Raw genomic sequence first — 13,118 nt, 5'->3', positions numbered from 1 at the left:
CCTACTCTCGGCCTATCGATACAAATGCCTAATAATCCTCATAGCGAGAAACATCTTCCTCTAGGCCCGGTCTTCCTAGGGGTTTAGTCCCTTGGGTTTGGCTCCAGAGGGTGAGCCCCTGTAGCGATCGCCGGGGCGGAATTTGACCCAGCAGGGAGATCCCATAGCCCAGCAAAATCCCCAGGGGAGCCGTGATCGCCGATCGCCAAATACCAGGGAAGGTCAGCCACCCCGCATTCGAGCCAATAATCACCAAAATGACTGCGGCCACCGTCCCATAAAAAGCGCCCGTACCGTTGACCCGAGGACACAAAACCCCCATCAAGAAAATACCAAGCAATGGCCCCAGGAACATGGTGGTATAGCTCACCAGAAATTCCAGTAAATCTTTCCCCGTTGAGGCCACATAAAACGCCGCCCCAATGCCCACTAGGCCCCAAATCACAATTAGAATTTGCGCAATGCGTAGAGATTGTTTTTCGCTGGCTTTGGGTTGACGATAGCGGTCATAGAAATCGACAGTAATGCAAGTCGCGAGGGAATGGAGGGCCGAGTCAATGGAAGACATCGCTGCTGCAAAGATCGCGGCTACCAGAAAGCCAGAAGCCCCTGGGGGTACTTGATTGATAATGAAGTGGGACAAAATACCGTCGGCGGGCACCTCAGCAGGTAAACCCCCATTAATGCTGTAAAACCCAAATAGCAGCACCCCTAGTAAAAGCGTCGCCGCTACCCCCACAAGACCGGAAAACCAACCGAGTAAAATCGCTTTGCGGGCTGAAGTTTCGTCGGCGCAGGAAACATAACGCTGTACGGATTGCTGATTGGTGCCAGCTACGGCAAAGGCAAGAATCCCGTAGGCAAAGAGAGCTGTTGGGAAAGACCGGATCGAGCCTGGATCCCAGGAAAAATTAAAGACTGCAAGCTTATCATTGGCCGCCGCCACTTGCCATAGCTCCCCAAAACCGCCAGGAACCCCATTCACGGCAGTCCAGATCCCTGCACCAATCCCGACAAAAATCATCGCAAACTGCAACACATCTGTCCAAACGACGGCGGTAATTCCCCCAGCGACGGTGTAGACAATCGAGACGAGCCCCACCAAGAGAATGGCGATGCCGGTGGGCATCCCTGTCACCGTGGCGACCACGAGGGAAGCGGCATAGAGCAATCCCCCTAGCCGGGCAATGACAAACAGCAAGAAGCAGAGGGAGCCGAGGGAACGGGTTTTGGCATCGAAGCGTTTTTCGAGGTACTCGTAGGCGGTGGTGAGATTCAGCCGCACAAAAAAGGGGAGAAGCAGGGCGATCACAAGACCATAACCAAGGAGATCGCCCAGTTGGAGTTGGAGGTATAGAAAGCCATTGGTATAGCCTTCCCCTGGCCCCCCCAAGAGTGAGGCGGCAGAAAAGGAGGTGGCGATGATCGAAAAGGCGATCGCCCACCAGGGGATTTGCCGGGCGCCCCGAAAATACTCGTCCGTGTTGGTTTGTTTGCGGCTGGCGATGACGCCGATGGCAATGACAATCAAGCCATAGATCGCCACAATCGCCCAGTCAATTACACCCATTGTTGTTACACCTCACAATTCGTTAGTCAGCCCCATGACGGAGGAGCCAAGCAGACTTGAACCATTGTATTGATTGGTTGCCTTGGCTCTATGTTCTTGTAACAAAATATTTTTTAGGGACGAGAATCCCTGCTAGTCGGCCTTGGTAATGTTGTTTGACGAGAGATCAACCAACCAAAGGCCGCACTGGTAATAAACATCAGCAAAGAATAAATTGCGGCCGGGATCGCCATTGTTGGCGCATTTAAAAGGGTCGGGGTACTGGCAATGGCGATCGCCAAGGTGCCATTTTGAATCCCCACTTCTACACTAATAGACTTCGCACTGGGGCCATCCAGCTTCGTGCCGAGGGCGATCGCATAACCCAGAAACATCATGGTCACATTGAGCGCCAACATTACCCAGCCCACCTGGAGGAAGAAACTCACCACATTGGCCCGTTCTGCCAACAGCAAACCCGCAATGACCAAACCCAAGAAAAAAAGCGATAACCATTTCACACAGCCCTCGACCGTGGCCGCAAATTTCGGGGCGTAACGATGGAGCACCATGCCAATCCCAATGGGAATCAGGGTAATCACCGCAATTTGGATCACCGTTTTGAGGAATGGCAATTGGAGGGTGGCGCTGGCCCCCAGAAAATATTGCATTGCCCCATTAATCACCAGGGGAATGGTAAAAACTGTGATCAAGCTGCTGACCGCCGTCAGGGTAATCGAAAGGGCCACATTCCCCCGCACGAGATAGGTAATTAGATTAGACGTTGATCCCCCAGGACAGGCCGCTAGTACCATTACCCCCACGGCCAATTCCGGGGTGAGGGGAAACAAATTTGCGAGGCCAAAGCCCACCAAGGGCAGCAGTAACAATTGGGCGATCGCCCCGACAATCACCCCCCTAGGTTCAACCAAGACCCGTTTAAAATCCGTGGGGGTCAAACCCAGACCCATGCCCAGCATAATCACGAAAAGAGCTAGGGGGAGCAGCACCGCAGTCAGAAAATTGGCATTCATCTGGAATCGTTATTGGTCTTTGGCGAAGGAATACTCGAAATTTTAGGCTGATCTTACCCCTGTTCTAGGAGATAAATCTGGAGTCTTTGACGCATCAGTGAAGCCAGACCCATCGCCCTGGCAGCTTAAAAATATTGCAATCCATTGCCTAACGCCGAGAACCCAGAAGGGATTCTGTACAATTTGGGGAGCTTAAACCTTGCCTAACCCATGACTGACAGCACCCAAGTTCGTAAAGCCGACCACATCCGCATTTGTCTCGAAGAAGATGTCCAATTTCACCACAATCGCGCCGGTTTTGAACGGTACCGTTTTGAGCACTGCTGTCTGCCTGAATTAGACTGCGCCGACATTGATTTGAATACCTCCTTTTTAGGGAAAAGCCTCGGTGCACCGATTCTGATTTCTTCGATGACCGGCGGCACAGCCCAGGCTCAACAAATTAACTTTCGCTTGGCAGAAGTTGCCCAAACCCATCGGCTCGCAATGGGAGTCGGTTCCCAACGGGTCGCCCTCGAAAAACCAGAGGTGGCGGCTACTTTTGCAGTCCGTCAAAAAGCCCCCGATGCTCTCCTATTTGCGAATATCGGGGCAGTGCAGCTCAATTACGGGTATGGCGTAGAGGAATGCCGCAAAATTGTTGATTTGCTCGAAGCTGATGCGCTAATTCTCCATCTCAATCCCCTCCAGGAATGCATCCAACCCCAGGGGGACACGAATTTTAAGGGGCTATTGGGCAAAATTGAACAGGTCTGTCACCAACTGCCCGTACCTGTAATCGCGAAGGAGGTGGGCAATGGGATCTCCGTTAAAATGGTGCAGCGTCTCTGGGACGTGGGGGTGCAGGTCATTGATGTGGCTGGGGCAGGTGGCACCTCCTGGGCAAAAGTAGAAGCGGCACGATCGCCAAACCAACTTTTGCGCAATCTAGGGCAAACCTTCGGGGACTGGGGAATTCCTACGGCGGACTGTCTCGCGGCGATCGCCCATTACGATCCTGAAATTCCCCTCATTGCTTCCGGGGGCCTGCGGAACGGTTTAGATGGGGCCAAGGCGATCGCCCTGGGGGCTGATCTTGTTGGCTATGCCCAACCCTTTCTCAAGGCGGCGAGTGAATCCCCAGAGGCTTTGGCCGAGTGGGTCGAACTGCTGCTACTGGAATTGCGGACAGTGCTGTTTTGTACGGGCAATGCTAATTTTCAGCAACTGCAACGGGCGAATTGCCTGCACAAGTTCTAAGGTAAAAACTAAGACCTCTCTCCCGAATGCCTCAACCATGAAAGATTTTTTTAAACAGGTTTTTAGCAGTTGCCTCGGTACCCTGATTGCCCTCAGCCTTTTATCGACCCTCTCTTTATCGGCGTTTATTGCCCTGATTGCCCTCTTTTCTGCCCAAGAAGGTGGCGGCAGGCCCAAGGAAAACAGTATTTTGATCTTCAACATGGGCACGATCATCCAAGACCGGGATCCCTCTAGTTCCATTGGGAATGTCATTGCCGGAGATTTTCCCGAAACCCTCAGTTTGCGGGATGTCACTGAAAGTATCCGCGCCGCCGCCGAGGATGACAAAATTACGGGCCTCTTTCTCGATGGTCGCCAAAATAGCTTGAACGGTTATGCCACGCTGCGGGAAGTGCGCCAAGCCCTCCAGGACTTTAAAGCCGCCGGGAAGAAAATCTATGCCTACGATGTGGAAATGACGGAGCGGGAATATTACCTGAGTTCCTTGGCCGATGAAATTTGGCTCAATCCCCTGGGGGTTTTGGAAATGAACGGCTTGGGTAGTGAGCAGCTTTTCCTTAAGGGAGCCCTGGATCAATATGGGATCGGGGTGCAGGTGGTGCGGGTCGGTGATTATAAAAGTGCTGTAGAACCCTTTACCCAAGAAGAATTCAGTCCTGAAAATCGCCAACAAACCGAGGCCCTGCTCAGTGATCTCTGGACAGATTTTAAAGATACGGTAGCTGGCGATCGCCCCTTTGCCGCGACCCTACCCCAGAGCCTGGCCGACACCCAAGGGATTCTTCTGCCAGAGGTGGCCCAACAGGAGCAATTGGTGACGCGCCTGGCCTATTTTGATGAAATCTTGGCGGAGCTCAAGACCTTTACGGGCACAGAACTTGATGAAGATTTACCCCAGGTGGATCTGGCCGATTATAGCCTGGAACAGGATTTAGCCCAGATCGGAGTCACCTCAGAAAATACCGTGGCGGTGGTCTATGCCGAGGGTAATATCGTCGGTGGGGAAGGGACGCCGGACACCATTGGCGGGGATTCCCTCTCGCGACAACTGCGGGAGTTGCGCCAGGACCCTGAGGTCAAAGCCGTCGTGCTGCGCATCAATAGTCCTGGGGGTAGTGCGATCGCCTCAGAAATTATCCTGCGGGAATTGAAACTGATCCGCGAGGCAGACAAGCCTGTGATTGTCTCCATGGGGGATCTGGCAGCCTCTGGGGGCTATTGGATTGCCACCGAAAGCGATCGCATTTTTGCCCAGCCCAATACCATTACTGGCTCGATTGGGGTGTTTGGTATTTTGCCCAATATCCAAACCATCGGGAATAATAATGGCCTCACCTGGGATAGCGTCCAAACGGGGGAATTGGCGAATTTAGGCACGGCATCTCGCCCGAAAACCGAAGCGGAAATGGCGATCTTTCAGAACTTTGTCAATGATATTTACGGCAAATTTTTAGACCGGGTCAGTGCGGCGCGGGGTCTTACGGAAGCTGAGGTGCGCCAAATTGCCCAGGGACGGGTCTGGTCTGGGGAAGATGCCCAGGCGATTCGGCTCGTGGATGAGTTGGGGGGGCTATCGGCGGCGATCGCCTATGCCGTGGACACCGCAGAATTAGGGGAAGATTTTACCGTTAAGGAATATCCCCGGCCCCAAACCTGGGAAGAGGAAATTTTTAGTAATCTATTTGGGGCTCAGATCGAAGCGAGCGATCCCCTCTCCCAAGAATGGCTCCGGCTCCAGGCCAGCATCAAACTATGGCGATCGCTCAATGATCCCAAGCAGGTCTATGCCCTCATGCCCTGGCAACCCCAGATCGATTAGGTCGTATATTCGGCGTTAATGCGCACATAGTCATAGCTGAGGTCACAGCCCCAGGCCGTACCTTTACCTGAGCCATTGCCCACACAAACAGCAATCAACACCGTATCGTCTGTGAGATAGGCTCCGGCAGCACGATCCACGAGGTATTGACTGGCTGCTGCCCGATCAAAAGAAAGAGGTTGTCCCTGGTCCATAAGCTGAAAATCCCCCAGGGAAATTTGCAGATCTTCTTGGTTAAAGGTCACCCCAGCCCGGCCAGCAGCGGCGGCGATGCGGCCCCAGTTAGGATCTCGCCCAAAAATCGCTGATTTCACCAAAGATGATCCGGCAATGGTACGGGCAATTTTCCGGGCCGCTTGATCATCTACGGTGCCAGACACTTGAATTTCCATTAAACAGGTGGCCCCTTCCCCATCTCTGGCGATGCACTTGGCGAGATACTGGCACACTTCCGTGAGCATCGCCTCTAGTTGTTGGGCACTTTTGGACTGGGGATCGGTGATCGCCGTGGTGCGGGACTGACCGTTGGCCAGGGCAATGACGCAATCGTTGGTGCTGGTGTCGCCATCGACGGTGATTTGATTAAAACTTTTGGCCACGGCCCGGCTCAACATCCCTTGCCACAGTGGTGTCGAAACCGCCGCATCACAGGTGATAAAGCCTAGCATTGTCGCCATGTCGGGGTGGATCATCCCGGAGCCTTTACAAATGCCGCCGATCCGCACAGGCCGCCCTTCAATTTCTGTTTCTAGGGCGATCGCCTTTGGCACAAGATCCGTGGTCATAATCGCCTGGGCTGCTGCATCGCCTCCCTCTGGGGAAAGGGCAAATACCACCTGGGGGATTCCCGTTTCTAGGGCAGCCATCTTGATCCGTTGACCGATCACCCCTGTGGAGGCCAGCAAAATACTTTCTGGAGGGACATTGAGGGCTTCCCCTAACCACTGGGCCGACTGGATCGCATCTTGCCAACCGGCTTCTCCAGTGGCGGCATTGGCTTGACCAGAATTACACAAAATCGCCCGACTGCTGGGTTTTTCCTGGAGGCGTTGACGGCAATAATCAACACAGGCGGCGCGCACTTCTGACTGGGTAAACACCCCGGCGGTAATCGCTTCGGTGTCAGAAACAATCAGCGCCAGGTCTGGTGCCCCCGAAGGTTTGAGTCCGGCGGTGATCCCTGCGGCCCGGAAGCCCTTGGGAGCCGTCACACTGCCAGAAATTTTGTGCCAATTTGCCATGGTTTTCGTCAACGCTAGATGGGTTGCAAGCCATTATACAGGGGGCCTCCGGGATTTTTCGCGGCAATTGTGGAGAATTGCTCACGCTGCCCTGGTTTGCTTGGGATTGCCCTAGGACAAAAGGCGATCGCTTTGCCGTTGTAGCTGCTGGGGTAGAGGATCGATGGGATTAACGATGAGACCCGGACAATGGCCCCCGGTCACCGTCTGTTCAGGCGCTCCTTGGAAAAAGATCCAGCGGTTGCCAGGGTTTAGCTCCAGGAGCGTTTGGGGGTTTTGGGTTAACCACAATAATGAACCTTCCGGACGGGATAGAGACGTATTTTCTCCCAATGGCTCAGGATTAATCCGGGCAAGGGCTTCGAGAATCGTCGCGCGGCTGTTGAGTAGGCCACTCTGGGCTGTCCAAAATTTTACATTCAGTTGCGATCGCCGGGCATAAAAATAGAGAGACGCTGCTGCACTGGCTGCCTGTTCAAAACTATCAGCCTCCCAAGCAAAATGATAATCCAGGCAAATAATCAGTTCTTCGCCGCCCGTGGTAATTTCTAGTTCTCGTACCTTAAATTCCCCAAAACGGGCACTGCTGCGCCAGTGGATCAGCCGCATTGGGTCGCCCATCCGGTAGTTCCGAATCGCCTTCGTCATCCCTTCGGTGGCGTTTTGATAGAGATTTTCACTCTGAAATTTGGTGCTGTCTTCGCTGCCGATGTGGTCAATGATCGGGCAACTACTCAGGGGAAAAATTTGCGGATAAACCACAACCCGGCCCGGTACTGAACGCCGCCGCCGACACCAAAACAAGCCCAAGGGGTTTGCGGTGCGCAACTCGACTCCCTCCCACTGAAATACACCGCGTTTTTGGGCATCTAGCTCGTAGACCCAATCTAAACTTTCCTGGGGTGAGAGGGTTTCTAGGACTGTCCGCCGGGGTGCCCCCAAGCCAGACGAAATTTGATCTGTGACAGCAATGAGGGTTTTGGCGTTTTTACTGTCATTGGTCAAGGTTAGATGAATGCTTAAAACTTCCCCAACGCTAACCGGGGCCGTGGGCGATCGCCGAATTTCAAGTTGCCTCAAGGCTCGCACTGGCAGGATTGCCCCTAAACATAAAATGGCGAGGATCGTACCGCTGAGAACATACAGCCAGCCCGCCATCGTATTTGTGGCGGCCCCGAAAAAACAGAGGGCAATGACAAATAAAATGCCACCCCCATAGGCGGGAGCGACCCAACGTCGTTCGAGGCTGAGGTAAAAATTATGCTGCGGTTGTGCCATAGGTTGAAGAGAAAACCATTAAGGATGTTTACGATCGCCCCTCGCCGGGGGACGGCCTTACCTAGGATCAATAGTAATGCCCCTTTCCATTGTTCCCAATTGTCTATGTCTTTGCCCAAACTCGCTGAGTTAGACTTTCTGCCCTATATTGATGCTGATGGGGCGATCGCCCCGACCCTAGGGGGCAAGATTGGCCTCTATGGGATCTTCGATGGGAGCCAGACCCTCTGCTATGTCGGTTATTCCCGTGATGTGTCCAAAAGCTTGCAGCAGCACCTTATTCGTTGTCCGGAACAATGCCATTGGGTGAAAATTTTCCAGTGCGATCGCCCCAGCCGGACTCTTCTAGAGGAAATGCGGGCTGCTTGGTTAACAGAAAATGGCACCGTGCCCACTGGCAACGGCGAGACGGAATCCCTCTGGACGCAACCCATCGACATTAAAGAAAACTTGAACCCAGCAGAACGGGAAGCCCTCCAGCAAAGCACCGAATTAGAGATGGTCAAACACCTGAAAAACTATGCTCGCCAGCGGGAAGCAACCATCAAAGAATACCTAATCGGGCGGGGCCTCAAAATTGACCTCCGCTTTCAGCCCAAGCTCAAGGAACAGGGGCTCCTAGACCTGAAATAATGGCGGCTACAACTGCGAAAAATATAGCGATCAAGAATTGTGGATAGTGCTGTTTAAGTATTAGGTATTGACATCACACCGGAAGTAATAGATCCCACAAGTTAAATACTCACTTTTGGATTTATTGCGTCAAGGGGCAACCCTGATCACGGGTGAGGGAAACAACACTATGGCGAGAATAGGGTTCTTCTCCAGAACTTTTAGCAATGTCTAATTTGACTTTCAAAGCGCTCATCTGGGGATGATCTGCAAAAATAGATTCGGCTAAATTCCGGTTCATAATTTCCCAGTAATCTGTTTCGTTGGGGTATTCCCGTAGAAAACGTTCGATTTCAGCGGCGAGGGGCACAAAATTAATGTAGTTTGACCGCTGGGCTGTGGGTTGGTCAACGTAGCGAAAATCGACAGCGATATTGAGAATTGCCCAATCTTGGTGCTCAATGGCATAGTCATCGATGGTAAAGCCAAAACTTTCTTCCCGCAGCAGGCAGGGATCAATGGGCGTAGCGATCGCCGCTGGCATAGGGAGGAGCAATAACGAGGCCAGAACAAGGATTAAAAATTTTTTCGAGGGAGAAAGCAACATTATTTTAGGGAATGGGAAATGAGAAAGCTGTGATTGTACAACTACCGGAATTCGAGGGGGGCGATCACCCTGTAGGGCTTTAGGGGGAAATGGCTGAGGTGAGGTCGGGATAGGGAACACAACGACGGAACAACGTGGAATCGTTAATGATACGATCATACATAGTGGCAATGGGGTGAATCCCGTTATCGAGCCAAAACTGGTGGCGACCTTGCGTATCGACACAAACGTACTCTCAAGACAAAATGCTTGATTGGTGAACAGTGCGACCTACGTGAAACGTATTAAGCAATTGAATACCTCCAAGCAAATCGGTGGGACGCATCGATTAAGCCTGTGGAGCCGAATCCGTAGGGATGGCAACGAAGCAGGAACTTCTCAGTAGCCGGGGTGCGCAAGAGTTCACCCATGAGGCGAGAAGCCCGTGCTGTAATCTTGATTCAGCATCGGGAAAACGTCACGATAAGCTAACACAAGCAAATTGGCTGAGTAAGAGCATTAAAACTTCATGAGTGAAACACAGTTTGATTATGATTTGGTGATTATCGGCGCGGGGGTCGGTGGCCACGGTGCCGCGCTCCATGCCGTGAAATGTGGTCTAAAAACGGCCATCGTTGAAGCCGCAGACATGGGCGGTACCTGCGTCAATCGTGGTTGCATTCCGTCTAAAGCGCTGTTGGCTGCCTCCGGGAAAGTCCGGGAAATGCGCGACCAGAAGCACCTCAGCGAGATGGGTATTAATGTTGGTGCGGTTGATTTTAGTCGTGAGGCGATCGCCGCCCATGCTACCGATTTGGTGAACAAAATCCAAAGCGACCTCACCAATAGCCTCAAGCGTTTGAATGTCGATATTATTCGCGGTTGGGGAAAAATTGACGGCGTCCAGAAAGTCTGTGTCATTGGCGAAGACGGTGTGAAAAACATCACCGCCAAAGAAATTATGATTTGCACTGGCTCGAAACCCTTTGTCCCCCCCGGCATCCAAGTCGATGGCAAAACCGTTTTCACTAGCGACGATGCCGTCCGTTTAGAAACCCTGCCCCAGTGGGTGGCGATTATTGGAAGCGGTTACATCGGCCTCGAATTTTCTGATGTTTACACCGCTCTCGGTTGCGAAATTACGATGATCGAAGCCCTCGATGATCTGATGCCTGGCTTTGACCCAGAGATTGCGAAACTAGCAAAACGCGCCTTAATTGATAGCCGTGACATCGAAACCTATACTGGCGTCTTTGCCACGAAAGTTATCCCTGGTTCCCCGGTTAAGATCGAACTCACCGACGCAAAAACCAAGGAAGTCGTCGAAAACCTGGAGGTGGATGCTTGCCTGGTCGCCACCGGGCGCGTCCCCGCCACAAAAAACCTCGGCTTAGATGCCGTTGGTGTAGAAACAGACCGCCGGGGTTTCATTGGGGTAAACGACAAAATGCAGGTGACCAAAGACGGCCAACCTGTGCCCCACCTCTGGGCCGTGGGCGATGCCACCGGGAAAATGATGCTGGCCCATGCCGCCTCTGGTCAAGGGGTTGTGGCCGTCGAAAATATGATCGGCAATGCCATGACCGTTGACTATGCCGCGATTCCGGCAGCAGCGTTTACCCACCCAGAAATTAGCTATGTGGGGATGAGCGAACCCCAAGCGAAGGAAGCCGCCGCTGCGGGTGGTTTTGAAATTGCCACGGCAAAAACCTATTTCAAAGGAAATTCTAAAGCCCTCGCTGAAAAAGAAACCGACGGCATCGCCAAGATTATCTACCGTAAGGACACCGGGGAATTGTTGGGGGTTCACATTATGGGGATCCATGCTTCGGATCTGATCCAAGAGGCCGCCAATGCGATCGCCGAGAAAAAACCCGTCCAAGAATTGGCGTTTAACGTCCACGCCCACCCGACCCTCTCGGAAGTTCTCGACGAAGCCTACAAGCGAGCGAAAGTCACCGCGTAAATTACGTTAGAATTTGGCATCAAAACAGGGGTTGTTCGCTGAATAGATTCAAGGAAAACCTCTGTTTTACCCTTATCTCACTCTTTTTTATAATCCCCTAAACCAAATCTTTGAGGCATAAAACCATGGTTTCGATGACCCCCAAAAGTGGTGTTTTATTATTACTATGCTGCGTCTTTGCGATCGCCGCTGTGGGTTGCGTGTTTGAACTCAGTTCCGGCGAACCCGATCTCGGTGCGACCAATACCACCATTATCCTGGCCCTCAGTATTCCCCTGACCATTGCCTCTTTTTTGTGGGCCGTCCAAGATACCCGTGCCAACCAAGACTAGGCATTCAACAGCCCGTATCAATTTACAAAAATATCTTTAAGATCCGGCAATCTATCGTTATAACTAAAGTTGAGGCGGGGCGCTCCTCCGTCTTTTGCGTTTTAGAAAAAAATTATTACGATGCAAGCTTCTGGTATTTTGCGCCAAATTTCTACTGGCGGTGTTCAAGCCCCACTGCTGCCCGATTTTTCCCTTGATCATCGTCAAGAAATTCTCATTGGCCGCGAACCCAGTTGCCAGATTGCCCTCAACCCCAATCTTTACACCGTTGTCTCTCGTCGCCACGTTCTGATTCGCCCCCAGGGTCAAGGTTGGGAAGCCGTTGATCTCGGCAGTGCGAATGGCACCTTTATCAATGGTCAACGGTTACAAGGTTCACGAATCCTGCAAGCAGGCGATCGCCTCACCCTCGGAGACAATGGCCCCAGCTTTAGTTTCGAGTTCCAGAGCCAAGGCCACAATCCCCAGGCTCCCCTCGATCCCGGTTCCCATATCCCTGTCCCCGGCCCCATTGTCAGTCCCAACTCCAACCTCACCCTGACCCAACTTTTTCCCATCGCCGCCACCGGGAAAGACCTCTCCAGCAAAGCCTATCTCGTGCCGGGGATCCTCACCGTTATTTTTGTCGTCCTCATGTTCGCCACCATTGGCGCACCTGGCCTCTTTAATTTTTTACTGGGAACCTATATTGCTGGGGCCGCTTTTTACTACATTTATCAACTCTGTGGTAAGCGTAAAGCTTGGATCGTTATACTTGGTTCCGGCTTCCTTACAGCCCTCATGTTAGTTACCCCGGTTGTTGATTTATTCATTTTTGTATTTCGAGTCATTCTGCCGGGCAATATCAGTGATGCTGATGGCGTGGGTCGGCTCTTCGTCGGCATGTTTTTTGGTGCTGGCCTGATGGAAGAAATTTTGAAGGCAATTCCTATTTTCGTCGCCATGGGCATTGGCAACCTATTTGGCCCGAAACGTCGCGAAAAAATTGGCGTCACCGAACCCCTCGATGGTATTTTGCTTGGAGCAGCCTCCGCCGTCGGTTTTACCCTGATTGAAACCCTCGGTCAGTACGTCCCCAACATCATTAACGAAGTTTCCCTTCAAGTCGATCCCGGCACAGGGGAATTACTCGGTTTACAACTGCTCATTCCCAGAATCCTCGGTTCCGTTGCTGGGCACATGGCCTACAGCGGTTATTTCGGTTATTTCATCGGTCTCAGTGTCCTCAAACCTTCAAAGTCTGTACAGATCCTAATTATTGGTTGCCTTACCTCCTCGTTACTCCATGCCCTTTGGAATACCGTCGGCTCCTTCAGTAGTATCCTGTTGGCGGTGGTGGGGGTTTTCTCCTATGCTTTCCTTGCTGCGGCAATCCTCAAGGCCCGTGCCCTTTCTCCTACCCGCGCAGAAAATTTTGCCACCCGCATTGCGAAATAGTTTTGCCTAAATCTAAAACGAG

The 13,118-nt window shown here is 52.3% G+C and carries 11 protein-coding genes; 6 read left to right on the top strand and 5 right to left on the bottom strand.

The annotated features are described in order from the left end of the window. Nucleotides 1-28 precede the first annotated feature (28 nt). Nucleotides 29-1,570 carry a sodium:solute symporter gene (locus tag FEK30_RS09810; RefSeq protein ID WP_138073088.1) on the bottom strand — a complete coding sequence of 514 codons (1,542 nt, stop codon included), beginning with the start codon at nt 1,568-1,570 and terminating at the stop codon, nt 29-31. Nucleotides 1,571-1,683: 113 nt separating this feature from the next. After that, on the bottom strand, nt 1,684-2,583 hold the full coding sequence (locus FEK30_RS09805) for a bile acid:sodium symporter family protein (RefSeq protein WP_138073087.1): 900 nt from the start codon (nt 2,581-2,583) through the stop codon (nt 1,684-1,686). Nucleotides 2,584-2,793: 210 nt separating this feature from the next. On the opposite strand from FEK30_RS09805, the gene fni reads away from it, so the two are divergent. Further along, complete coding sequence (gene fni, locus FEK30_RS09800; RefSeq protein ID WP_138073086.1) at nt 2,794-3,822, top strand: type 2 isopentenyl-diphosphate Delta-isomerase; 1,029 nt, start codon at nt 2,794-2,796, stop codon at nt 3,820-3,822. Nucleotides 3,823-3,859: 37 nt separating this feature from the next. Then, a complete protein-coding gene (gene sppA / locus FEK30_RS09795; RefSeq protein WP_138073085.1) occupies nt 3,860-5,644 on the top strand; it encodes a signal peptide peptidase SppA in 1,785 nt (594 codons plus the stop codon). Here the strand turns inward: sppA and argJ are convergent. Further along, the gene (gene argJ, locus FEK30_RS09790; protein WP_138073084.1) at nt 5,641-6,885 is read right to left on the bottom strand and encodes a bifunctional ornithine acetyltransferase/N-acetylglutamate synthase; all 1,245 of its coding nucleotides are present in this window, start codon (nt 6,883-6,885) and stop codon (nt 5,641-5,643) included. The two genes, sppA and argJ, sit on opposite strands and share 4 nt — an antisense overlap. A 111-nt stretch (nt 6,886-6,996) precedes the next feature. Further along, nucleotides 6,997-8,163, bottom strand: coding sequence for a DUF58 domain-containing protein (locus tag FEK30_RS09785; RefSeq protein WP_138073083.1), 1,167 nt, complete (start codon nt 8,161-8,163; stop codon nt 6,997-6,999). A gap of 105 nt (nt 8,164-8,268) precedes the next feature. On the opposite strand from FEK30_RS09785, the gene FEK30_RS09780 reads away from it, so the two are divergent. Next, the gene (locus FEK30_RS09780; protein WP_168191141.1) at nt 8,269-8,796 is read left to right on the top strand and encodes a GIY-YIG nuclease family protein; all 528 of its coding nucleotides are present in this window, start codon (nt 8,269-8,271) and stop codon (nt 8,794-8,796) included. Between the two features lie 121 nt (nt 8,797-8,917). Here the strand turns inward: FEK30_RS09780 and FEK30_RS09775 are convergent, their stop codons facing one another. Next, entirely contained in the window at nt 8,918-9,382 is a 465-nt protein-coding gene (locus FEK30_RS09775) for a hypothetical protein (protein WP_138073082.1), read from the bottom strand. 508 nt (nt 9,383-9,890) lie between these two features. Between FEK30_RS09775 and lpdA the strand changes: the two genes are divergently transcribed. The 3 genes from lpdA to FEK30_RS09760 all read left to right on the top strand — a co-directional run bounded on the left by lpdA (nt 9,891) and on the right by FEK30_RS09760 (nt 13,096). Then, entirely contained in the window at nt 9,891-11,327 is a 1,437-nt protein-coding gene (lpdA, locus tag FEK30_RS09770) for a dihydrolipoyl dehydrogenase (RefSeq protein WP_138073081.1), read from the top strand. A gap of 134 nt (nt 11,328-11,461) precedes the next feature. Beyond that, nucleotides 11,462-11,659 carry a hypothetical protein gene (locus FEK30_RS09765; protein ID WP_012306748.1) on the top strand — a complete coding sequence of 66 codons (198 nt, stop codon included), beginning with the start codon at nt 11,462-11,464 and terminating at the stop codon, nt 11,657-11,659. A 120-nt stretch (nt 11,660-11,779) separates the two neighbouring features. Further along, nucleotides 11,780-13,096, top strand: a complete 1,317-nt coding sequence (locus tag FEK30_RS09760; RefSeq protein WP_065710457.1) for a PrsW family glutamic-type intramembrane protease — start codon at nt 11,780-11,782, stop codon at nt 13,094-13,096. Nucleotides 13,097-13,118 lie beyond the last annotated feature (22 nt).

This window comes from Picosynechococcus sp. PCC 11901 (assembly GCF_005577135.1).
Lineage (GTDB): Bacteria > Cyanobacteriota > Cyanobacteriia > Cyanobacteriales > MRBY01 > MRBY01.
This window is presented reverse-complemented; position numbering and strand designations above follow the sequence as displayed.